General features: G+C 38.4%; 20 protein-coding genes and 1 pseudogene. All 21 read right to left on the bottom strand.

The window, feature by feature from the left end:
- Positions 1–20 precede the first annotated feature (20 nt).
- Positions 21–3,128, bottom strand: a complete 3,108-nt coding sequence (gene lacZ, locus ACY3XC_RS22190) for a beta-galactosidase, LacZ type (RefSeq protein WP_464870495.1) — start codon at positions 3,126–3,128, stop codon at positions 21–23.
- A gap of 23 nt (positions 3,129–3,151) precedes the next feature.
- Entirely contained in the window at positions 3,152–4,042 is an 891-nt protein-coding gene (locus ACY3XC_RS22195) for an ROK family protein (RefSeq protein WP_464870496.1), read from the bottom strand.
- Positions 4,043–4,044: 2 nt separating this feature from the next.
- Positions 4,045–4,728, bottom strand: coding sequence for an N-acetylmannosamine-6-phosphate 2-epimerase (locus tag ACY3XC_RS22200; protein WP_464870497.1), 684 nt, complete (start codon positions 4,726–4,728; stop codon positions 4,045–4,047).
- 85 nt (positions 4,729–4,813) lie between these two features.
- Positions 4,814–5,749, bottom strand: coding sequence for a dihydrodipicolinate synthase family protein (locus ACY3XC_RS22205; protein ID WP_179157855.1), 936 nt, complete (start codon positions 5,747–5,749; stop codon positions 4,814–4,816).
- A gap of 70 nt (positions 5,750–5,819) precedes the next feature.
- A complete protein-coding gene (locus tag ACY3XC_RS22210; protein WP_464870498.1) occupies positions 5,820–6,995 on the bottom strand; it encodes a Gfo/Idh/MocA family protein in 1,176 nt (391 codons plus the stop codon).
- Positions 6,996–7,090: 95 nt separating this feature from the next.
- Positions 7,091–7,741: a YesL family protein gene (locus ACY3XC_RS22215; RefSeq protein ID WP_179157857.1), complete on the bottom strand. Its 651-nt coding sequence runs from the start codon at positions 7,739–7,741 to the stop codon at positions 7,091–7,093.
- A 25-nt stretch (positions 7,742–7,766) separates the two neighbouring features.
- Positions 7,767–8,786, bottom strand: coding sequence for an SGNH/GDSL hydrolase family protein (locus tag ACY3XC_RS22220; protein WP_179157858.1), 1,020 nt, complete (start codon positions 8,784–8,786; stop codon positions 7,767–7,769).
- A gap of 18 nt (positions 8,787–8,804) precedes the next feature.
- On the bottom strand, positions 8,805–10,145 hold the full coding sequence (locus tag ACY3XC_RS22225; RefSeq protein WP_464870499.1) for a sialidase family protein: 1,341 nt from the start codon (positions 10,143–10,145) through the stop codon (positions 8,805–8,807).
- Between the two features lie 71 nt (positions 10,146–10,216).
- Complete coding sequence (locus ACY3XC_RS22230; RefSeq protein WP_464870500.1) at positions 10,217–11,917, bottom strand: type 2 periplasmic-binding domain-containing protein; 1,701 nt, start codon at positions 11,915–11,917, stop codon at positions 10,217–10,219.
- Between the two features lie 15 nt (positions 11,918–11,932).
- The gene (locus ACY3XC_RS22235; protein WP_179157861.1) at positions 11,933–12,823 is read right to left on the bottom strand and encodes a carbohydrate ABC transporter permease; all 891 of its coding nucleotides are present in this window, start codon (positions 12,821–12,823) and stop codon (positions 11,933–11,935) included.
- Between the two features lie 15 nt (positions 12,824–12,838).
- Positions 12,839–13,789 (bottom strand): ABC transporter permease, encoded by a 951-nt coding sequence (locus tag ACY3XC_RS22240; RefSeq protein WP_179157862.1) that lies wholly within the window; start codon positions 13,787–13,789, stop codon positions 12,839–12,841.
- A 252-nt stretch (positions 13,790–14,041) separates the two neighbouring features.
- Positions 14,042–15,742 (bottom strand): type 2 periplasmic-binding domain-containing protein, encoded by a 1,701-nt coding sequence (locus tag ACY3XC_RS22245; protein WP_464870501.1) that lies wholly within the window; start codon positions 15,740–15,742, stop codon positions 14,042–14,044.
- A gap of 315 nt (positions 15,743–16,057) precedes the next feature.
- Positions 16,058–18,781: a sensor histidine kinase gene (locus tag ACY3XC_RS22250; RefSeq protein ID WP_464870502.1), complete on the bottom strand. Its 2,724-nt coding sequence runs from the start codon at positions 18,779–18,781 to the stop codon at positions 16,058–16,060.
- Positions 18,782–18,807: 26 nt separating this feature from the next.
- The gene (locus ACY3XC_RS22255; protein ID WP_464870503.1) at positions 18,808–20,370 is read right to left on the bottom strand and encodes a response regulator; all 1,563 of its coding nucleotides are present in this window, start codon (positions 20,368–20,370) and stop codon (positions 18,808–18,810) included.
- A gap of 114 nt (positions 20,371–20,484) precedes the next feature.
- Positions 20,485–21,108, bottom strand: coding sequence for a hypothetical protein (locus ACY3XC_RS22260; protein WP_464870504.1), 624 nt, complete (start codon positions 21,106–21,108; stop codon positions 20,485–20,487).
- Between the two features lie 262 nt (positions 21,109–21,370).
- The gene (locus ACY3XC_RS22265; protein ID WP_464870505.1) at positions 21,371–21,553 is read right to left on the bottom strand and encodes a hypothetical protein; all 183 of its coding nucleotides are present in this window, start codon (positions 21,551–21,553) and stop codon (positions 21,371–21,373) included.
- Positions 21,554–21,736: 183 nt separating this feature from the next.
- A complete protein-coding gene (locus ACY3XC_RS22270) occupies positions 21,737–22,177 on the bottom strand; it encodes a NanQ anomerase/TabA/YiaL family protein (RefSeq protein WP_464870506.1) in 441 nt (146 codons plus the stop codon).
- Between the two features lie 204 nt (positions 22,178–22,381).
- A complete protein-coding gene (locus ACY3XC_RS22275) occupies positions 22,382–22,864 on the bottom strand; it encodes a beta-galactosidase small subunit (RefSeq protein WP_464870507.1) in 483 nt (160 codons plus the stop codon).
- A 46-nt stretch (positions 22,865–22,910) separates the two neighbouring features.
- On the bottom strand, positions 22,911–23,384 hold the full coding sequence (locus tag ACY3XC_RS22280; RefSeq protein ID WP_464870508.1) for a beta-galactosidase small subunit-related protein: 474 nt from the start codon (positions 23,382–23,384) through the stop codon (positions 22,911–22,913).
- A 5-nt stretch (positions 23,385–23,389) separates the two neighbouring features.
- On the bottom strand, positions 23,390–23,560 hold the full coding sequence (locus ACY3XC_RS22285) for a beta-galactosidase domain 4-containing protein (protein WP_464870527.1): 171 nt from the start codon (positions 23,558–23,560) through the stop codon (positions 23,390–23,392).
- A 57-nt stretch (positions 23,561–23,617) separates the two neighbouring features.
- Positions 23,618–25,243 (bottom strand): annotated as a pseudogene (locus tag ACY3XC_RS22290) (glycoside hydrolase family 2 TIM barrel-domain containing protein); the annotation flags it as partial.
- Positions 25,244–25,292 lie beyond the last annotated feature (49 nt).

Genomic DNA, 25,292 nt, shown 5'->3' on the forward strand with positions numbered 1-25,292 from the left:
AGATTCGATTCATATAAAGATTATTTTAAAGTAAATGAATATTGATATGTTTGATCAGAAAATAATGTGAATTCAGGATGCGTCTTTGCATTCCAAGAATCATCTCCGCCGACACCCATTTGCTTATGATTTACTCGTAAATACGTTTTTGTTCTTTCAGGCAATTGATACGTATGGCCTGCTTCCTGCAATTCTGTGGCAGAGTAAGCACTTGCATTTATTTCGAGTAATGAATCACTCGTAACGTGGAGCTTCACCCCGGCACCATTGTCAATTTCAAACGAACGAACATCGATTTTATTCCCGTGTTCCTGCGGTTTTAAATAAGGTATGAACTCATTTTCCACTGTTGATACGTAGCAGCCAATTTTCGCCCCTTTTTCACGGTCCCAATAGTTTTCATGAGGACCTTTTCCGTACCAAGAAATATTTTCGAACGATTTTACTAAAGGAAGGATCATCCCGATTTCAGGAATTTCAGGCAAAGAATCACCTGGAAAAAGTTCAAATGCAACGCGGATTTCTCCATCTCCTGTTATTTCATAATGAATTGTACATTGTGATGCTGGTGAAGTTTGTAATTGCAGTACCGTTTCTATTTGAACAGTTTTATCCGCTTCCGTTACCTTCATTTGTTGCAAAATTGCCGTCCTGCCTGCATGTTCCCAGATTCCTGCACGATCACCTAATTTGTTTCCACGGTCATTATCGGTTAACGCCCGCCAGAAATTTGGTACAACCGGCCCTGCTAAAACCTCTTCACCTTGTTTGATAAATGAAGTAATGAAACCAGATGTTTTACTTACAGTTATCGAGAATTCCTCTACCTCCACCTTCACTTGCTCATTTGTTTCCTCAATGTTCTTCAGGGACAGGCTAGGTGCTGGCTGAACATAGATTCGATCGTTTAGGACAAATTGATCGAAAGCAATTTCATAACCCTTTTCGGCCCCAAGACTATCTTTCAACGTGTGGAAACTGATGGTTAAAATATATTCATTACCTTCCATTATATAGATTGCTAGCACGTCTTTAAGATCAATCGTTACAGATGATAATGGCTTACAGGAAACACTTATGCTGTCACTCGCTATTTCTTCCCCATCTTTCAGCATTGTCCACCTTGCTTCATATTCATTAACATCGGTAAATAAATTCTTATTGATGACTGTAAATTGATCATCCTCCAATTTGACATCAATTGGTTGATAGCATTTTTTCACTTCATAAATTTTCGGTGTTAACGTCCCATCTGCAAATAACAGTCCATTACCGCAGAAGTTACCATCATGTGGTGATTCACCAAAATCACCGCCATAGGCTAAATACGTTACTCCTGATTCCGTTGTCGTTTGGATGGCTTGGTCTTTAAAATCCCAGATAAACCCGCCTTGTAAAATCGGATACTTATTAAATAGATCGGTATATTGACAGAGATTCCCTACAGAATTTCCCATCGCATGAGCATATTCACATACAATATAAGGCTTGGCCGGAATTTCACTCTGTTCTGCATGTAAGGCATATGCTTCTAGTTTCGAAGGATGCTCGTACATCATGCTTTCAATTTCCGATGCTTCACTTGAGGCACGATAATGGGCCACCCCTTCATAGTGAACAAGACGCGTTGGATCCTCTTCCTTCATATAATTCTTCATTTTAATAAAGTTGGTTCCGCCGAAAGACTCATTTCCAAGCGACCAAATCACGATGGAAGGATGATTTTTATCACGATGCAGCATCGAATGGCAGCGATCGATCACATTTGCCGTCCACTCTTCCTTATCTCCTGGAACCGTATCAAGGATTTCCTTTTGGCCATAACTCCAGGAACCGTGCGTTTCTAAGTTTGCTTCATCGATTACATATAAACCATATTGATCACATAATTCATACCAATAAGGATGGTTCGGATAGTGGGAAGTTCTTACGGCATTAATATTATGCCTTTTCATTGCGAGTACATCTTGAAGCATATCTTCTTTCGTTACAGAACGGCCTCGAAGATGTGAAAACTCGTGGCGATTGACTCCATTAAACAGAACCCTTTTTCCATTCACCAACATTAGGCTGTCTTTAATTTCGATTTTCCGAAAACCAACTTTACAGCTTTGCGCTTCTATTATAGTGCCGTCAGAATTTTTCAATGTAATGACAAAGGAATAAAGCGTTGGCTTCTCTGCACTCCATAAGGATGGTGATTCCAAATGTTTTGAGAAACTCAAATCGCTTTCTTCTTCATTTTGCAAATATTGGTCTGCAATCACTTCACTAAATACTTTGCTGCCATTTTGATCAAATAAATGTGCTTCGATAGACACTGGCTCATGAAAAAGACCAGCATAATTAGATACTTTCAAGTTTACAAGAAGCTCTGCATCCACATAGTCAGCATCCAAATTCGTTTGTACAGAATAATCAGAAATGTGGAGGACAGGTGTGGAATATAAATATACATCCCTGAAGATTCCACTTAAACGCCAAAAGTCCTGGTCTTCTAACCAGCTTGCATCACTCCAGCGATAGACCTCAACAGCAAGCTTATTCTTTCCTTCTATTAAATAGGGAGAAATATCAAACTCACTTGGAGTAAAACTATCTTCACCATATCCAACGAGGTCACCATTTACCCATACGTAAAAAGCGGACTCCACTCCTGCGAAATGTAGATATACAGGCTGGTTCTCCCACTCTTTTGGAATATTAAAATAGGTAATGTATTGACCAACAGGATTGTATTTTGTTGGTGCAAACGGAGGTTTTAATTCTTCCTGGTTTTCCCATGGGTACCGAACATTCGTATATTGCGGATAATCATATCCTTGGAATTGCCAATGGGAAGGAACTTGAATCGGTTTCATCTCACTTTCATCGAAACCATCTTTATAAAAATCTTTACTTCTGCTATCAGGATTCTTTGAAAATAAAAACTTCCATTCACCATTCAATAATTTGCAGAATGGTGAATCCATACGGTCTACTGCTAATGCATCTTCTACTGACAAAAACGGCATACTTGTTGCATGCGCAGGCAAACGATTTAATTGAAAAATTTCAGGATTGTTATTCCATTCTGGATAACCATTACGAGGTGGTGCATAAACATACTTTTGTTTTGCTTTTAACATCGTTCCTTTTCCTCCTTTCACTATCACCTAGTAAACTCTTCTTTTTGAGAGTGCAAATAGTGGTAAACCGCCCCAATCATTCCGGCATGATTGGATAGTTTAGCAAGAACAATTTCCGTATTTTTATTAAAGGAAGGTAACAAATATTTTTCGACTTCCTCTTTTACTTCTTGCAAAAACTTCTCTCCCCGAGCTGTAATGCCGCCGCCTATGATGACTTTTTCCGGGTTAAAAATACAAATAAGATTCGAGATGCCCATCGCTAAATAACGGAAAAATTGTCTGACAGCCAATTGAATCTCTTCATCACCTTGGTCATATAAATCAAAAATTTCTTTTCCGGTCCATTGACGTGTTTCTTTATAGTGATTGGCAAACTGAATTAATCCAGACACTGAGGCATTTTTTTCAAAGGGTTCTCCGTCAACAAGCATATAGCCCCATTCCCCTGCACTGAATGAATGCCCCGAATACATCTTTCTATCAATCACAATCGCTCCGCCGATGCCTGTCCCCACAGTCAAAGCAATGAAATTGTTTGATCCGTGATCACCAAGCCACATCTCACCAAGCGCTGCACAGTCGACATCATTTCTAACTTCAACTGGCAGTCCGAGTGCCTCACTGACAAGCTTCTTGATTTCAACACCCGTATAATGAGGGATTGTATCACCAGCTGCGACAATCGTTCCCGTACGGAAATTAACCTGACCGGCTGTGCTAATGGCAATTCCACTGAGGGAATGGTCCGCCACAATGCTTTTACCTGCTGCAATTACTTTTTCAATGATCGCCCGGCCGCCAAGATGGGCTTCTGTATCCATCATAAAGTGAGAAAGAATATCTCCTTTTTCGGTCACAATCCCATATTTAATTTGTGTTCCTCCGATATCAAAGGCCAGATAGTGCTTCATTCTTAGCGAATTCCCTCCGCAAAAGCTTTTGTGATTAATTGGGGTCTTGAGATTGCGCCACCTACTACGATTGACCAAGCACCTAATTCCAGCATTCTGCGTGCTTGTTCTGGTGTTTGGATACGGCCTTCGGCAATGACAGGGATCGGTAATCGTTGGGATAGCTTTTCGACTAGTTCAAAATCTGGATCATCTTGTTTCGGACTGTCATCCGTATAGCCGGAAAGAGTCGTAGAGACCATATCGACACCACATTCCAGTGCATATTCGGCATCCCTAATGGTTGCAATATCCGCCATAACTAACGCATTACTATTTTCATGAATATAGTCGACTAAATCCTTTAAGTTTTCCCCATTTGGACGCTTACGATAAGTGGCATCTAACGCAATGACATCAGCCTCTACTGCCAATAGTTCCTTTACCTCTTTAAGGGTTGCTGTGATAAAAACCTCACTGTCTGGATAATCACGCTTGACTAATCCAATGACCGGAAGTCCTGTTTGGAGTTTAATCGCAGCGACATCAACTGCAGAATTGCTTCGAATGGCACATGCCCCACCTTCTTTGGCTGCCTGAGCCATTTTCGCCATGATTTCAGATCCGTGCAGCGGTTCATGTTCAAGCGCTTGGCAAGATACAATTAAATCTTTGTGTATAGTCGTGAAAAAAGGATGATTGTTCATGTGATGATCTCCTTATCGTTTTATTATTTAAAGTATTTTGTCCTTCATAAAGCTTATGAAGGACAGGTGTAAAAAGAAGGCGCTATTAAGATACTTTTTCCACTTCTTTTGTATAGGTGCTAATCAATTGCTGGATATGATCATTTAACTCTGACAAGGAAGCATGATCCTGCTGAGCTACTGGTAATAATGGAAGCCTTGGGGCACCCGTTTCAATATTTCGTAAGGATAAAATATACTTACAAGCACCGTATAAAGATGGATAGCTTAATAGCTTTTTAATCACGCTATTAATTTCAAATTGTAATTGCTGTGCCTTTTTGATTTCATTGGCGCGGTACAATTTGTCGAGTGAACAGAATAGTTCCGGCATAACTCCGTATGTTCCGCCAATGCCGCCATCTGCACCCATAATCCTGCCGCCTAAGAATTGCTCATCCGGTCCGTTATAAACGAGGAATTCCTTTCCTGCATTCGCTTTAAATTGTTGTAAGTCAAAAACACTTTCTCCAGACATTTTAATCCCGATTACTTTTTCTTGGGCAGCCATTTTTTGAAATAGAGATTGAGTCAAGTTAAATCCTGTTGTTTGTGGGATGTTGTAAATAATAAATGGCAAGGAGGTGCTGTCAATCATTTCCTGCCAATGCTTTTCAACCGATTGCTCAGATAAACGGTAATAGATTGCTGGAACGGCTGAGATCGCATGGGCACCGCATTTTTCTGCGTGAATGGCTAGCTCCTTGCTTTCTTTTGTAGAGTTTGCCCCGACATGGACGATAATCGTTAGCTCTCTGCCAACCTCCTCTGTAACAGCTTCTACTACTTTCTTTCTTTCTTCCGCTGTTTGCAGGATCCCCTCACCAGAGCTTCCTCCTACATATAAACCTGTTACTCCGCTATTTACATAAGAACGAGCAAGCTTTTTCACTCGTTCCTCACAAACCTCGCCTGCCTCATCATAGGCCGAATACATCGCAACAAATACACCTTTAAATTGATCTAAATCCCAAGCCTTCATGTTGGTATCCCCTTTTTGGACTTTTTATAGTAAAACTAGTATTTGTACTTCTGGAAATTTATCTATTATTCTACGAATATATTTGCTCTAAACTTGATTGATTTGGTTTATGTCTTCCTTGCTCAATCTGGACAACTTTCCCTCCTGAGCGAATCGATTCCGTTGCTGCACAGCCAACGGCTACACTCATACGGCCGGCAAAAGGCGTTGTTAAAGGCTGTTTATTATATAAAACTAAATTCACAAAGTCCTGACAGATGCGTGGGTCTGCTCCGCCATGAGTCCCAGGCATTTTCTTCATTTCATACGTGATATCACTCATTTCCTGCCACGACCCAGATTTTCTCGTTTTTACGTAGATCTTGTCATTCACATCATCATTTTCGAGACGGCCTTTTGTTCCAATAAAGGTATAATTCCGTGAATAGTCAGGTGTAAAATGACATTGCATATAAGAAGCCTTAATACCGCCTTCTAATTCCATAATCAGCATATTATTATCTTCTACATCAACTTCTTGTCTGAAGGCACACTGTGTTAATGTTTGTAAACTAACATCCGGACAAGTATCTTTGATTTCGCAATCCGGGCAATGCAGGTCATTCGGCTGATCGCCGCCATAATAATCAAGACTGCCAAATGCAGAGACTTTTGTTGCATAACTGCCTGTCAGCCAATGAATCACATCAATATCATGAGAGGCCTTTTGTAACAATAATGATGTTGTATTTGCTGCAGTACCGTGCCAATCATGGTAATAATAATAGCCTCCAAGCCCGACAAAATGTCTGACCCATACAGCTTTAATATCGCCAATGACACCGGAATCAATGATTTCTTTCATGGTTTGGTACATGCTCATATAGCGCATATTAAAACCGATCATTAAATGTTTTCCTGATTTTTCTGCTTCATCGATAATTCTGTCGCAGCCCTCAGGGGTAATGGCCAAAGGCTTTTCACAATATACATGCTTTCCTGCCTGTAATGCTGCTGCTGCATGTTCTTCGTGTAAGTAATCAGGCGATAAAATCGCAACGGCATCGATGTCTGCCCTTTCAAGCAGTTCTTTATAATCGGTCGTTACAAATAAATCTTGATCAATCTCATTTTTAAATTTTTCCAGTGCTTTCACAGACACATCGGCTGCGCCAACAACAACTGAATTCCCCTCAGGGTTATGCCAATATTTCGCAATCGTACTCCTTAAGCCTGTACCAATTACACCGATTCTTAACTGTGTCATGATATCCACCTTTTTAGATCAAGTTTTTATAATAAGCTCTTTTCTTAAACTTTGTTGCTTTTTGGTACAAAATTTTAATCATTACGAAAACAGCCTTATACTAAGCCATTATTTATCTTTTCTAATTTTGAAACCTTTTGTTCCAGTCTCGTAAAGGCCGATTTCGCCATCCACATTAGTCCAAACGCCAGTACACTGAAACTAAAAAACGGAATAAGTGCTGGAACCAGAACCATCACCATGCAGAAGCCTGCAATAAGCGCAGCCATACTTAGACAATGAAATGGATTTGATATAGCAATGATTAGTGCATACTTAACAACATTAATCAGTTTGATGTCAAAATGAACATAGACTGGAATAATAAGCAGGGCAGTCATCAAATAAAGGATGCCTACAATCCACACGGCAATGAGTAATACAAGATCTATCATTCCCTCTCCCCCTTTGAACAGTTGGAAATAATAATAGAGACTCAAGCCCGTTAACGTGGTAACCCAACCTAGTAAATTGGTCTTTAGAAAGCCTTTACGGTACATATCCCAGAATGTTCGAAAAATAGGAAACTCCGTTTGTTTATTGAGCCATTTTCGGCAAATAGCAAACATCGAAAAGGTTGCCGGGAATATGCCTCCAATAACCAGACCCACAAGACAGAATAATATCCATATTAATTGAAGGACAAAGAACCTCATTATCCATTCCATGATTGTGTTTAACTTCTCCATGTAGCCAGCATGAAACATATTCCCACCTCTTTTTAGATTTAAATTAACTTGGTACTTCTTTCTTGCTGGTGATTGCTGCATTCGCTTCGATCAACTGTTGAAAACGATCAGCGATGATTTTATCGCCTTCTCCATTTGGATGCAGCCCATCAGGCAAATATTTTTCAAACTCTTCTCCAAACATTTCAAGTCCGTCTATATAATAGACGTTTTGATCACCATGACGCTTTAGCATATCAATGACTTGAACGATTTCAGTTCTCACTTTTTCCAGTGACAACCCAACTTCATTTTCGTTTTTTTCTCTCTCCCTGTGAAAAATAGGAGAAATCACCACCAGTGGCACATCCTTGTGTACATCACGAATCGTTTGGATAAATCCAATTAATGCAGGCGAAAAGGTTCTTTCCGATAATGTATTTCCACCTACAATATTGATTCCTGCACATATCGAAATAAAATCAGCCGGCAGATCTCGAATCATTCTAGCTACCATCGGCTCTAGATGGCAATTTCCGCTATATCCAAGAGATGTAAGATTTAAATCCATCTTATTAGCAGCTAGTGCCGGCCACGTTTGTGAAGGACTATCTGAATAATAGCAATGAGTGATAGAACTTCCATACGTGATCCAGCGTAAACGGGAATCTTCGACTAATTCCCACTCTGCTCCTTCATCAATCCAAATTCCTGAAATCGGGACAGGCAATCTCTGGGATAAATAGATTTCAAACAACTTTGATTGACCAGGAAGGGAATCAAATGAAACCATTGTTTCCCCTGCTGAAAGGTAGACAGTTTTTACTAGAGTACCGTCAATCAAACAATCCATCTCCATGAATTCCGTTGCTTCTGCAATTTCAATCTTTATGGATTGGGTATTGCTTCGAAGTTTAATCCGAACACCTGCCGGCAGCTCCGCTTGACCGCTAATGCCATTGGGAGGGAAAAACTCCTTCTTGTCGAAAGGGATTCTCCAAGGCTTCATATACTCTTTCGTTATTTCCAATGAAACAGCTCCATGAAAAAACTTTTCAGATAATGGTACCTGCTGCACGTTCATTCCTCCAATTGTACCTAACTATGACTTTAACCAATCTAGCGAAAACTTAGCAAACTGAATGTCCATGTTATTCCAATCAGAGTAATCATACACCCGTTCATACAGGACACCAATTTCACCGTTTTTAAGGACCGTTAAGCAGGAATAACCATAGTAGCCTTCCTCAACAACTTTACTGTATGGCCATGTTTTACCGCCATCTTCACTCAAGCGAACGGTTCCTTTTACTCTCGTTTTTTCATCAGCAGGATTGGAGAATAAGACCCGTACCTTTCCGTCTCCTAAATCTGGATAAAGGACAACACTTGATTGGCAAATTGGATCAATTAATGTCTCATCAAACGTTACTTCACCCCATGTTTCGCCGCCATCCGTACTAGTTGTAACAGCGGTTCTTTGCAGCCCATAGTGGTTTCGCAAATAGTATTTCAATTCACCTGAAGGTAATTGAATGACTTGGGACTCCGTCAAATATTGTTTTCCTTCTGAAATCGTTTCGGCAGAGAGAACCTCACCATCCAGTTCCCTTCCGTCATTTGGCGATTCACCGCGCTGCCACGTAACACCGTGATCATCGCTATAAATACAAGCACAAGACAGAGCTCCCGCTTCATTGGAGAAATAGATTGGGAACACTAATCGACCTTTCTTTTCTCCGTGCTTCAGTTGAATACCGCAGCCCGGACCAGATCCAATAAACTTCATCCATTCTTCCTTAACCGAACCATTCAATTCTTTTGGTTTGGACCAAGTAAGTCCGTCGTCATCACTTTGAATGATTTGTAAAAAGCATGTTCTTGCTTCTAGTAAACTTTCATTCTTGTCAATTCCCTTTTTAAAATAAATATTTCCTTTAGCTTGACCATCATTGAAAACATAACCATTGTTGTCAACTGTATAACTCGTTACATTGTTTTCTGTATCATAAACGTTCCCTGATTGGGATAAAAAGTAAACATTTCCTTCGTTATCAAATAATTTTCTGCGTCCATCTGTATCAAAACCAATTCCCGGTTCACTATTCCATAGACCAATTCCACCTGGTGAATGGCAATAGATCATAAAGATGGTTCCTGTTTCCTCATCTTGTACAAGTGACGTATCAATTGCGGCAGCTCCGTCTAAACCTTCACCTGCAAATGCGACTAATTTTTGGACAGGTCCCCACGTCACACCATTGTCTTCACTGCGTCGGATGGAAGCATCGATTTGGTTTGGATTGTCTGTTTGATCGACAATTCTGGCATCTATTCCTGCAATAACCGTTCCCTTCGTTGTCGTTATCATTGATGGGATTCGATAAGCCTTTGAACCCGCAAGATTTGGATAAAAAATTGCTTCTGCTTGAATCGTTGACATATTTATTCCCTCCTAATCATGTAATTCCAAATAAATGTGGGTACCATAGCACCCACATTTATTTTTTTTTATTATTGCTTTAACAAATCGGATACCTTTGGAGCTTTTTCCAACTCAGCAAGGATTTCTTGTCCACCATTATTCTTCCAATTTTCAACATAAGAATCCCATTCTTTGTCGATATCAACTTCGCCAACGATCGCTTTCATTCTAAATTCGGCTACGATTGTATCAAGCTGTCCTTTATAACGCTTTTCAAGTTCCTTAATATTTGTTTCGTTAAATAAATCCCATTTATATGGACGAATCATCATTTTTTCTTTTACATCTTCACGGGCATATAATTCATTTTTTACCTTCATTGTATATTCAGATTGGAACCAGCCTACTCTTTCTTTATCATACGTACGGAAGTTATAAGCCCAGAAGCCAGAATTTCCTTCTTGCTCTGCAAATTCAGGACGTATTTTCAGAGCTGACTTTTCTGGTTCCCCTTCCCAGTCAGAGTGCACGCCAACCTCTCCATATAATGTCCATCTTGCATCATTATCGAAGTTAATATAATCAAAGATTTGCAGAATTCTCGCCAATTCTTCATCTGTTACATCTTTCGAAACATAGAAGGCATCTGCTAAATTTCCAACTGGAATAAATGCTCCTTCACCTTGTTGTCCATCCTTGCCAATTTCCGGTGCTGTCGCAAGTAATTTTGCAGTAGAATCTGGATTTTCAACGATGTTTTGCGGTGCACGTCCTTTTGCCCAGTCATCCATTGCAATATAAGAAGGCTGTGCTACATAGTATCCGACTTTTCCTTGCTTGTATTTTTCCCAGCTCTTTTTATCATCAAGAGTAGTAAATTCAGGGTCAATTAGGCCCATGTCATACCATTTTGCCATTTGTTTTAAGAATGCTTTATAGTTTTGTGAAATCTCTGTTGAAACGAGCTTTCCATCTTCCATTAAGTTAAACGTAGGAGCAATTCCGAATGAACCCATTAATGTATGTGCCCAGTTCGTATTATTATTCCAAGGTGAAATTCCGTACGTATCATCCTTGCCATTACCATCAGGATCGTCAAACGTAAAGGCTTTCAAAATCTCTTCCATTTCTTGAATTGTGTAAGCACCATCAGTATAGTAGATTTTTTCACGACCGCCGCTTGGACCTACTTGCTTGATTTCACCTGGTGGCTTAATTCCTAATTTCTCCATCCAGTCAAGACGGAATGTTGGCCCCCAAACTAAACCATCGACATGCGCATATTGGCCAATTAATGCTACGTATTCATTGTCTGTTCCTTTTTTGAGGTTCATCTTATCCCCAGAAGGATTTTCAGATAGCATCTTCATATATAGAGGTGCATATTTTTCAAGCATTTCTTTTGGAATCGTTCTTGTTAAGCCAGAATCGTATAATTCTTGTGCTGTCTTACCGCCTGCCGTAAAAGCAAATGTATCAGGAAGATCCCCGGATGCAACCATTAGGTTGACTTGGTCAGCATTCCAAGTATCCGTTTTCGTATTTTCAATTTTGACATTAAATTGCTCTTCTAATTTCTTTTGCACATAGTTTCCATCTTCAACCTTTCCTCTTGTCACAGATCCTGAAAGATTCAATGTTAACTGATCCTTGAAATCTCCGGCATCAGGTAAGCTTTCTACAGAAACTTTTTTCTCTTCTTTACTTGCTTCCTTACTGGAGCATGCAGATGTGAAAAGAAGTGCGCCAGAAACCGCTGCTACGGAAAGTGTTTTTGCAAACTTTTTCATTAATAATTCCTCCTATTATCCTTTTAATGAACCAATCATAATACCTTTTATAAAGTATTTTTGGACGAACGGATAAATTAATACGATTGGACCAATCGAAATCATAACTGTTGCTGCACGCACGTTGCTCAGTAACAATTCTGAACTTGCCATACCGCCGCCGCCGACTTGGGCATTTTGGTTATTGGAAAGATCCATTGCCGTCAACATGTCTCTTACCACAATTTGTAATACTGTTTTTGCATCATCTTGAATATATACCAAGGCATGGAACCATTCATTCCAGTGGTAAACCGCTGCCCAAAGTGCTACGGTTGCAATAACAGGCTTGGATATCGGAATAATAATCTTTGTCAAGATTATAAAATAATTCGCTCCATCAATCAGTGCAGATTCTTCAAGTCCCTTATCAATGGTCATAAAGTAGTTACGCATGATGATGATAAAGAATACATTGACTGCTGAAGGTAGAATCAATGCTAGACTATTGTCGATTAATCCAAGATTTTTAATTAATAAGTAATCTGGAATCATACCGCCAGAGAAGAACATCGCAATCAAGAAAAAGATTGTAAAGACATTTCGATATGGCAGATCTTTTTTTGAAAGCGGGTACGCTGCCAATATCGTAAAAGTAACAATTAAAAATGTTCCGGCAACAGTACGTATGATTGTATTTAAATAAGCAATCCCGATGTTATCGTTTGATAACATATATTTATAGGCATCTGTAATCCATTGATCAGGCCATAAATTCACCCCAAGACTTGATGCTGATTCAGCACTAGAGAACGATAAAACGATTGTTTGCCAAAAAGGGTATATTACAAGAATAGAAAATAGTACGAACCCCGTAATATTAAGAATATTAAACAGTGAGATTTTTTTACGAGCTTTTAGTTCCATTTTATATCCTCCTTTCTACCATATTCCATGTTCGCTTTTCCTTCGAATAATAGCATTTGCAGTAAGTATCAGTGTAATTCCGACTACGTTTTTAAATAGTCCTACTGCTGTTGCATAATCAAATTGGAATTGTTCCAAACCGCTTCGATACACATACGTATCAATTATGTCAGCAACTTCATATACTAATGGGTTGTACAAGTTAAGAATCTGGTCGAAACCGGCGTTCAATACACTTCCAAGTCGAAGAATAAACATGATGATGACCATTGGCATAATCGATGGAAGTGTGACATGGATCATTTTGTGGAACCTGCCTGCCCCGTCCATTTCAGCTGCTTCGTACAATCCTGGATCAATGGAGGCAATTGTTGCCAAATAGATAATGGCTCCCCAACCAAGCTCTTTCCACATATCGGTTAGGATTAAAATTGGAATGAAGGCTGTTTTGTCCGACATAAAATTAATTGGGTCTCCTCCAAAAAGGGTAATAACATAGTTAACAATTCCTCTTTGTGGTGAAAACACTTCAATGACCATTGCCGATAAAATAACCCAGGACATGAAATGTGGTAAATAGGAGATCGACTGACTCACCTTTTTAAATTTCTCACTTTTAATTTCATTTAATAGAATTGCAAAAATAATCGGTGCCGGGAATACAATGATAATTTTTAATAAACTGATGAAAACTGTATTTTGAAATGCCCTTAAAAATAAGAAATCACTGAACAACCTTTTAAAGTGTTCAAAATTATTCCACGGACTGTCCATAATACCTAAGCCTGGTGAAAAGTTTTTAAAGGCAATTATGACCCCATACATTGGGATATAATTAAAAATAAATAACATCACCATTGGAATAAGCATCATCACGTAAAGCGATTTCATTTTTTTCACACGGATCCATTTTTCATTTACTTGTCGCTCAGGTTTTGTCTTAATTCTCTCTAATGTTGTTTGCATTATATTTCCTCCCTTCTTTATTGAAAAACTCTTGAAAACGTTTCCTATTATTAGAATAATATAATTCCTAAATTAATAGTTTTAAATTCTTTAGGAAAAGTAACACTATTTTAAGGAGAGTGAAAGCGCTTTGAATATTGGCTGGAGTGAGCCAATAAGAAAAGCTACAGTACCTATGCGCAGTAGCTAGACAAGTAAAAATAGTAGAAGCACATGAATTTTTCATGCGCTTCTCCACGTGGTTCTAGTTATTTATTGCTTTAATAAATCGGAAACCTTAGGAGCTTTTTCTAACTCATCCAGGATTTCTTTCCCACCGTTTTTCATCCAACTTTCAACGTATTTATCCCACTCTTTATCGATGTCAACTTCGCCGACAATCGCCTTCATTCTAAATTCAGCGACAATGGTATCCATTTGACCTTTATAACGCTTTTCGAGTTCCTTAATTTTTGTTTCGTTTAAAATATCCCATTTATATGGACGGATCAACATCTTATCTTTCACATCTTCACGGGCATAGTACTCACTCTTTAATTTATTTGTATATTCAGATTGGAACCATTGTACCCTTTCTTTATCATACGTTCGGAAATTATATGCCCAAAATCCGGAATTTCCTTCTTGTTCTGCAAATTCTGGACGAACTTTAAGGGCTGACTTTTCAGGTGTTCCTTCCCAATCAGAATGCTTACCAACTTCCCCATATAATGTCCATCTTGCTTCATTATCAAAGTTAATATAATCAAAGATTTGAAGGATTCTTGCCAATTCTTCATCCGTTACATCCTTCGAAACATAGAATGCATCCGCTAAATTTCCAACTGGTAAATATGCTCCTTCACCCTGCTGTCCATCTTTGCCAATTTCTGGTGCTGTTGCAAGCAGTTTTGCAGTAGAATCCGGACTTTCGACGATGTTTTGTGGTGCTCGTCCTTTTGCCCAATCATCCATGGCAATATAGGAAGGCTGTGCGATATAGTAACCTATTTTTCCTTGCTTGTATTTCTCCCAGCTTTTATTATTGTCAAGGGTTGTAAATTCAGGATCAACCAATCCCATTTTATACCACTTTGCCATTAATTTTAGAAAATCTTTATATTCTTTTGAAACCTCAGTTTGAACCAATTTTCCATCTTCGATAAAGTTATAACCAGGAGCAATTCCAAATGCACCCATTAATGTAGCTGACCAGTGGATTTGGTTGTTATAAGGAGAGATCCCATACGTATCATCCTTTCCATTTCCATCCGGGTCATCAAACGTAAACGCTTTAAAAATTTCTTCCACTTCTTCAAGTGTATAGGCGCCTTCAGTAAAGTAAATTTTCTCACGACCGCCACTTGGTCCAACTTGTTTGATTTCTCCTGGTGGTTTAATGCCTAATTTCTCCAGCCAATCAAGCCGGAATGTTGGGCCCCAAGCCAAGCCATCGACATGAGCATATTGACCGATTAATTGTAAATATTCATTATCTGTTCCCTGCTTCAGGTTCATACTTGGCCCTGGAGGATTTTCAGATAACATCTTCATATATCGAGGTGCATATTTTTCAAGCATTTCTTTCGGTATTGTTCTCGTTAGGCCTGAATCAAATAATTCTTGCGCTGTCTTACCGCCTGTTGTAAAAGCAAATGTATCAGGAAGATCCCCGGAGGCTACCATTAAGTTTACTTGGTCAGCATTCCAAGTATCCGCTTTTGTGTTGACAATCTTAATGTTGAACTGCTCTTCTAAACGTTTTTGTACATAGTTTCCATCTTCAACTTTACCTCTTGTCACAGAGCCTGAAAGATTCAGTTCAAGCTCTTTAGAAAAATCTCCCGCTTCAGGCAGGCTTGAGGAATCAACCTTTTCTGCCTCTTTACTTGCTTCCTTATTCGAACATGCCCCTGTAAAAATTAGTGCACTTGAAACAGCTGCCAATGAAAGTGCCTTCAAACCCTTTTTCAATATTTCTCCCCCTTAACCAATTCGTGTTCACTTTTTCTTTACATATTTGCGTTCGCACTGATGATTAAACCAACTAGGTAAAAATATCCTCCTCTTTTTTATATACTGAAAACGTTTTCTATTTTTAGAATAGTATAGATTCCTTCAAGGAAGTTATACTTTCTTAAGATTAAATAGCACTATTTTAAGTTCCTTTAAATTTTTTAATGTAAAGTAAAACTATTTAAAGCTACTTTGTAGTTTCATTAACCACACAAAAAAGAGGCTGCCCCAAAGGAAAGAATCTCCTTAGAGTAAACCTCTAAAACATTAGATTTATAAAGCAGCCGGAAAAACAATCGTAACTTTTGTGCCCTCACCACGTACACTTGCTATACTAAGCCCATATTTCTCACCGAAATGAAGCCGTATTCTCCCGTTCACATTATAAATACCAGCTTTATCCAGCGATGATGAAGCTAAGTGACTTTTTATGATTGACAAGTCTTTCTCTCCTATACCAACTGCATTATCCTCTACAACGATATGAATTTCATCCTCTTTCAGCTTGCACGAAATATGAATTGTTACCAAGTCCTTGGTTTTCCTTGCACCATGATGAATGGCATTTTCAATGACCGGCTGCATAATCAGCTTAACCGTTTTATGATTCAATACATTTTCATCTACATCCCAAATGCATTCAAAATTATCAAAACGGTAGGACATTATTTTGACATAGGTTTTCGTATACGTAAGCTCTTCACGCAGTGTAATCATAAATTGTTCCCGATTTGTGATAAATCGGAAAAACCGGCTTAAGGAAGCAATCATTTCGGTCGCTCTATCCGTCTCATTGGCTTCGACAAGAAAAATCAAATTATCGAGCGTATTATATAAAAAGTGAGGATTAATTTGCGACTGAAGTGCATTAAGCTGCAGCTCACGTTTCTCGTATTTTAATTGAATTCGTTCCTGATTCGTTATAATCCTCTCATGGATTAATTCTTCTATTCTCTCCATCATTTGATTGAAGTTTTTCGTCAAGGAGTCCACTTCTTCAATCCCAGATAATCGTTCAATTACATCACGATGAGAGCCCTTTAAATCAAAAGTTCGAACCAGCTCATTCAACTGTCCAATCGGCCTGTGCATCCGCTTCGATATCCAATAGGCAAAAATAAGCAACATAAGGATGATGAAAAATAATAGATAGAGGTCACTGATAAACAATTGATTGACTTGCTTCTGAATATCAGAATAATTGTATTTTGAAATAAATACCCAGTTCAGGCCAGTAATTTCTGTGCTATAAGCATGAACATTAGACCCATCATCTTGCAGCATTTTCTCATTACTATCAAAAACTTTACCAATTTTAAGCGGATTCGGATGGGAAAGAATCATGTTTCGTTTATCCGCTATTAGCATTTCAAGACCCGTTTTTTGCCAATCAGAATAATACTTTTCCAATTGATTGTTTTCAATATCAACGGTTATATAGCCAATAATTTTTGAATATTCCACCGGAGAAAAAAGCGGCATCCCTATCACAATCGTAACATTATCAAAGCGGTCCCTTTTCAGTGTATAACTTATCTTCCTACCTGAACTTTCTAAATTTCTCATGAATTCAGAAGCTATTTCCTTCTGCTGATTGTACATGTTTGTATACAATATTTTTCCAGACTCATCATAAATTTTGATGTTTTGCCGCCCTAGTTCGAGGAATTGCCTTCTATCTACTAATTCTTGACCAATCTTTTCAGCGTCATGTTCCATAATGTGAAGCTGTACATTGTTATTATGCGCAATACGTGCCATCGTCAGCTCTCGTTGGTTAATCTCGTTATTCATCAACCGAGCCATCTTTTCATGTACAGAATGATAGCTCTCCTGCAAATCCCCCGAAACAAGCTTGGAAGTTTGTCCATAAAGGATCCCCAAAAAGAGTAATAAAGGCAGCAAAACTGTTATCACAAAGTAAAAAAAGAACCGTTCTCGTAAACTCATTTTCATACCAGTCGTTTTATTTTGCTGTAGGAGACTGTTGTAATCTCTGCTTTCTTCGTACTCCTTAATCGATTCTATTAACTGAGAAAGTGGCTGTATCACCTTTCTGCCGATTAATCTTGAAAAAATAATTGCTGCCAATGCCGAAAAAACAAATGTTAAGGCAATTATTTTCCACATAAGCTCCATTTGTTTTTTATAGAAACCTAATGGTTCTTCATAAACAAGCTGAAAATTATAATAGGGGATACTTGAATAATAGAGTCCTGTATTTCCCCAAGATACGAATTGTCCCTTTTTGCCATCCTTAAGTGTCTCAAGTTTAACAGGCATTACCTCAGCTGCTTTTTCACCTTTAAAAAATACTCGGCCATTTTGATCAAATAAGCGAATTTGGTCCGCATAAAACAGAGAGTCATCTAAATTTTTCGGATTGATAAAAAGTAAAATGACTCCTTTGTGCACCCCGTCCGCAGAAATGATATTCGTACCAAAAAACAACTGGTTATTTAACTGTTCCATTCGGATTCCCTTATCCGAGGAAGACAGATCAATTTTACTTCTTGCCTCGTCTAAATTAATAAAGTGAAAATTACTTTCCACTTCCGCTTTTACTTTCATCCCATTAAACTTGAAATCTATATAACTTTGATCAGAACTGTATTGAGTTTCCGGTGTAATAATCAGAATATTATTAATCAGTTTGTTATTCTGCCTGATTGTATTCAAGTAATCTTCAAGACCCGCGGCCTGGTAATACTTCTCTGATGGACTGATCTCTGTGCCACTCAATTCATCTATATAGCGAGTCACAATCTCGTTTGTTTTTAAACTATTCGTCGTATCATAAATTTTGTTAAACTCCGTTTGCAGCTCAGAAGAAATTTGATCCATTCGTAACTGTACCGACGTTTCTTTCTTTTCTTCAATAAAGTTTTTTATTTTTATAAAATAAAAACTACTTAACAGCAAAAGAAATACCAGTACGGCAACCAAACTGAATCTTAATAAAAAGGTGTGAAAATGGAGCTTTTTATCCTTTCTCATGGTGTACCTCCTGAAGAACTCCCATCTTACTGTCTTCTAAATACAACAGGGGTAACTCCTGTTTCATTTTTAAATACTTTATTAAAATACGAATGACTTTGGAAGCCAACCATATCGGAAATCACTTTAATTTTATAATCCGAATTTCTGAGTAGTTGAACAGCTTTTTCAACGCGTACATGATTGACGTAGTCAATAAAATTTTGGCCCGTCTCTTTTTTAAAGATTGCACTGAAATAGGCTTGGTGCAAGAATAACCGATTCGAAATATCCTCCAGTGTAATCCGTTCCTGATAATTTTCCTTTACATATTCCTTGCTCATAAGAACATAACTGTTTACATCCTTTTTATCCTGATGGATCAAATCAAACGAAACCGTTTCCAACATTTGTGTCAGCCATCGCTTTAATTCCTTCAAAGAATCAATCCCATAAATTCTGCCTAGGACATGCTGCTGGTCAATTGACGGGAATGATAGCCCCTTCTCTTTAAACCGGAACATAAGGATAATAATAAGTTCAGAACAGGAACTGCGTATTTCGGCAATCGGCAGACCGCCAATCCCTTTATGTGGGTCAAAAAAATGATTGACTAGCTCCCCAAAGGCCATTTTACCTTCTGATTTCATCGACTCCATCAGGTGACTTTCGATTTTGTTCACATGGTCTAACATGAAATTTTGCAGCTCTGTTTGATTTCCACTATTACCTTTAACAGTCAAATCTTCATAAAAGATTACCGTTTCATATTCATTGAAGTATTTATAGCTATACGCATAAACCGCCTCATTATAGGAACGGCAAATTTCTTTATACGTGCTTGCTGGATTGCCAACTCCAACAACAAAATTCTCCTGATCCTTAAAGAAGTCACCAAGATTAGCTATTAGTAAATCGATGAACAAGTGAATTTTCGGCAAATGATCCTTTTTCGAAACAAGCTTGGAATCTGTGCTTAACACTATCAGACTATTTCCATAAAACAAAAATGGGACTTGATAGCGATTCCAAAAATCAGCAGCCAGCTCGGTAATCTTCTGTCTGGTAGAAAAAGTTGACTCCTCTTTAAACAATCGATCAAAGGAAAAAATAGCCACCCTAAAGCTTTGTGTCTGTTGATTCCAATAGTCCGCATACTGAGGCAGATTATCGCCTTTAATTAAATCCAAAAGCATTAATTCCTCGACAGAATTCCCTTCTTTACCTTTTTCATCTTCTTTTAATTCTTCTGCTAGTTTCGTAAAAACATTGAAAAAGTCATTTTTCATCAGCGGCTTCAACAAATACCCCTTCACACCAAAGCGAATGGCATCTTGAGCATATTTAAAATCGTCATAGGCACTAAGAATGACCAATTTTATGTCTTCGTATGATGTTTGTATTTCTTTCGCCAGCTCTAATCCTGTCATCTCAGGCATAAGAACGTCTGTTAAAACGGCATGTGGACGTTCCTGTTTAATGAGTTCCAACGCTTCAACGCCATTTTCCGCTATACCAACTACTTCGAACCCTACGTCAGACCAAGGAAAAAAATGAGCCAATCGGTCACGGATGTTTTTTTCATCATCAACAATGATTACTTTGTACATTCTAATCCCGCCTTTTTCTTTTATATTCGGAAAAAATGATTGTATCTATTTTATTAGTTTATCAAACTAATAAAATAGCAAGTACTTTTTTATCAGATAAATTTTCCTAGAACCCTAATTTAGATACTGAATAAATTTTTTAACTTCATCGATTCGTTCCGTATTTGCTACAACTGCCAAAATAAGCGGTTTGTTACCCCCAGAAAGTGCAGAAAAATAAGAAACCTTGGAGACATCTATTCCCGTTATCGCAGCATGACTGGAAGAATATTTTGTTTCTTCCCAATCTTCTAGTCCGTTTATGCTGCTTAAATCATATAAATTACCTTCATCATTGAATTGATGAAAGGTTTTTTCATCTAAAAGCAGTAAATCCACCTCTTTTGCGGCGAGTTCCGCTCCTAATTTTTGAATTTTTCCTAATGCAGATGGATTGCCGGCTGCCTCGCTTGTGTTAACCGCTAGTACGGACAACTGCTCTTTTTGAGAGCGTTTACTATTAATCGCGAAGTGTTCTAACTCTCTTTGTACTTCTAATTCTAGTCTGTCATGAAAATTTTCCCCAACCATCCGTACTTCAAGCATCTCTTTCGGTTGATTCGCAAATGTATTAAATCCAATAAAAAGAAAGAAAATGACCACAATGACGGCAATAAAATGAAAGGAATAATATTCAATTAAATATTCTATTTTCCCTTTGGTTGATAAAGGCTTTAGTCGTTCACTTAACTTTTGCAATATTTATCACCTCTTGTCAATTATATTAACATACAATCAAGTACCGCACATAGGTACTATTTTTTGGTTTTTATTTTCTAATCAACAAATATTTATTATAAGAAATGCATGTTAGGAATAACACGAATATACCAAACTGATATAAAATATATCAATTCATTTTGAATTTTCAATAAAACATTTAATTTTCAAACAATATATAACCATTAAAACTTCATGTTATCGTTAACACTATTTCCTTGATAAATGTTAACAAAATACTTTAAAATACAATCCAGCCGATTACCTTACGATTCGTCTTAATTAAATAGATTCCTAACGCAATGGCGCCAAAAACGAAACCTAAGATTCCCCAGAGAACCGGGCTTTTGCCATACTTTTTAGCATCAATCGCCAAATAAATCGTAATGATAATATTGATTGCGAATCCAAAAAAGGCTTCCAATCTTCTCTCTCCTAACTATGTATACAAGTATTTTTATTAAAATTATACCAGATAATTCTCCTAGATTTTAATGATTTTGCCAGAAGCAAGTAGTTAGGATGTAATGGTAGCGGGTGGGACTTCCTACTTTTGATTTTCGGTTACTCTAATTCGTTATCATGCGTGACAGGCACCGCTTCACAATTATATTGGGACTTTGAAAACTACCTTTTTAATTTCCTGTACGGAGTCGATGTGAGCTCCTACTAAATGAGCATCTTCTGGAAAACAAATAAGGGCAAAACCTTCCTCTAAACTTCCGGAAAACTTTGAAGTTGAATTCGTATCACCAAATAAAATATCATGCTCATCATCATACTCTGTCATATCTATCAAGGAACCATTATTGACACACTCTACATATTCCTTACCTTCCAAGACAATTTGAATATCGATAAATTTCTTGTGAGCTTCAAATTTCTTTTCATTAACAGGTGTGGTGGTAAATTGGATTGTGTTTTTTTGAAAACTATCTCCAGTGTATGATTCTGTTAATGGCTTACTAAGAATATGTTTAATAGCTTCATTTAAATGATCATTTAAAAATGTATACATTGCTAAATTTTCTATTCTATCAAAAATCACCGTTGGACCCCCCCTTGAAAGAATTTCATTATACTTACTTCTCTATCAACATAGTGACTAAGGAACTAAAACTGCTTCCTTCGTCACAAACTTGTCCGCAAAATACTTTCTATATTTTTTACTTAGACCTATAGGAGAATGTGCATTTTTATCATATGGAAAAAGGGTAAATGCACATTGGAAATCCTCATTTTCTAGCCGATATTATTCTTGTACATCTTCTCCACAGCTTGCAGAACCTAAACCATATTGTTGTTTATCAATATGGACAGTAATATACGGCTGCTTGAATAGGTCATAGGTGTGCTTTGCTGTTTCTAGCTGTTCGACTGTATAGTAGCTTGCCGAAAAGTCAAAAGAATGACCTGTAACGAGCAAACTTTTTACGTTCTCTTGTGAAAAGCTTACCCATTTATTTTGATGGCGGTTGCCGTTTTCTTGCGGGAAAATATACGGTGTTTGCAACCCATCGACAGTTGATAACCAAACGCCCCTCCGAGCTGCCTGCTTGCTATCCACATAGGCTTCATTCGGTCCTAATCCATACCATTCAACCCCATCGTAACCATTATTCACTGTCATCTCTACACCAATTCGCGGCAGAGAGGCTGGACCTTGACCGACCTTTACCCCATTGAGTTCTACTAAAATACTTCCATTCGCTTGAATGGTATATACATAGGTCACATCAAATCCCCATGCAATAACAGGCGCCGCTGCCTTCGTCTCGCACTCAATAACGACTGCCTGCCGGATCTTCTTGGATAGTTACTTTCGTTTGTTTCATTCGATGCTGGATTGCATCTACGCCAAGTTCCTTCCATTCCTTTGCAACCGGCTTCGCACTAAACTCACCAAGCCCTAATAAATCATTATCAATCGGTGCTCTCCAAAGATTCAACCTTGGCCCATTATGCAGCATGAGCTGCCCATCATAGAAATATTCCTCAATCCGCCCGTTTTGCTTATTGAAAACCAATTGAAATTGAGAGCCTGATACATATATTTTTGACGCTTCTTCAGCTACTGTTACTTGTCCTGTTTGTTGTGGTTCAACTGCTGCATACTTAGAAATTGGAAGCTCATGCTGCGACCATGCAACCGTATGGCCTGAAGCTGCCCAACGAGTCGACTCCTTCGTTGTCCACACGAGATTTAACCAATAATCCGTATTATCGAGCACAACACTTGGTACGCGAATCGGCAATTCTATTACCTTTTTTTATTTGCAGCAATCGCTGGCACATTGACAATCCCGTTTTCGATTATCGTACCTTCTGCTTCGATAAACCACTGACACTGTAATTTTGTCAAATCGGAAAAATCATAGCGGTTTTGAACCTGTATCGTCTTTTCTTCAAAATTAAAATGGGATACTACCACTGGTTCAATTACTTTTTTCAACTCAGCTAATGCTGGTGAAGGCTGACGATCCGGACGGACGAGTCCATCGATGACAAAGTTTCCATCATGCGGTTTTTCGCCAAAGTCGCCGCCATAAGCAAAATATTCTTCCCCTTCTGGCGTATGTTGTCTTAAACCATGATCAACGCATTCCCAGACAAATCCACCCTGTAATCGATCATAGTCATAAAACGTTTCCCAATATTCTTTGAGACCGCCTGGCCCATTCCCCGTGGCATGGGCGTACTCGGATAAAATATGAGGTTTCTTCAAAGTGGTCAAGCCGCCAAGAACCTTCATTTTCTCAATCGGTGTGTACATAGTAGTGTGAACGTCTGTTGCAATCGGATCCCGCTCTGGAACATGATTAAACTCGTTCATAATGAACTAATCGTGAAGGATCACGTCTTTTCGCCCATTCATACATGGCTAATGATTTTTTCCAAAGCTTGACTCATTTCCTAATGACCACATAATCACGGATGGGTGATTTTTATCCCTTTCTACTAATCTTTCCATTCTATCAACATAGGCTGCCTGCCATGCTGGGTCATCACTTATTAAATGCGGCTGGCCAATATAGACGAGCCCATGGCATTCCAGGTCTGTTTCATCAATGACATAAAAGCCAAATTGATCACAAAGCTCATAAAAACGCGGGTCATTTGGATAATGGGCAGTACGGATTGCATTTATGTTATGCTGCTTCATTAATGTTAAATCCTCTATCATGGAACTGACAGGAACGGCGCGGCCAAAATCTGGATGTGCATCATGTCGATTAACACCTTTAAACATAATGGCAACACCGTTAACTAGTAATTGTCCGCCTTTAATTTCAACATTTCTAAATCCACACCTTTGTGGAATCACTTCGACTACATTCCCGGATGTGTCTAGCAGCGTAACAACCACATCATATAAAGCTGGAGTTTCTGTATTCCATTGGTTCACACGCTCAACCTCAAGGGACCCAGTCACAAGCTGACTTTCTATCTTTAGCTGTTGTCTGGATAGTACTGTGCCGTTATCAAGGATTTCCACGACGGCTTGGTATCCTTCATATTCACCTAATACAGCAAGTTCAAAATCAAGACGCCCATCTTGGAACTGATTTTCTAATGAACCATTCACAAACACATCTTGGATATGTGTTGTTGGTTTTCCCACAATATAGACATCTCTAAAAATGCCACTTAACCACCACATATCTTGATCTTCAATATACGAAGATTCCGCCCATTGATAGACTCTTACAGCAATGCTGTTTTCTCCTTCTTTGACGACATTCGTAATATCAAACTCTGATGGAAGACGACTTCCTTGACTATAACCGACCTCAATTCCATTTACCCATACATGAAAAGAGCTATCGACACCTTCAAAGATCAAATGCAGCTGTTGCGATAATGCCTCCTTCGTTAAATAAAACGTCCTTTTGTTGGCCCCTGTCGGATTTTCAGTTGGAATATAAGGAGGTTCTACTGGAAATGGATACTGCACATTGGTATAATGCGGCCTCCCGTAGCCGTTTAATTGCCAATGCGATGGAACAGGAAGATCCGGCCAATCATCGGTACAATAATCCTCTTTATAAAATTCGCTTGGTGATTCAATCGGTGCGTTTGCATAATGAAACTTCCAATTTCCATTTAACAACAAAAACCCATGTGAATCTCCTCGCTCATATGTTAGTGCAGTATTTATATTT

The sequence above is a fragment of the Bacillus sp. CZDM1 genome (genome assembly GCF_055502545.1).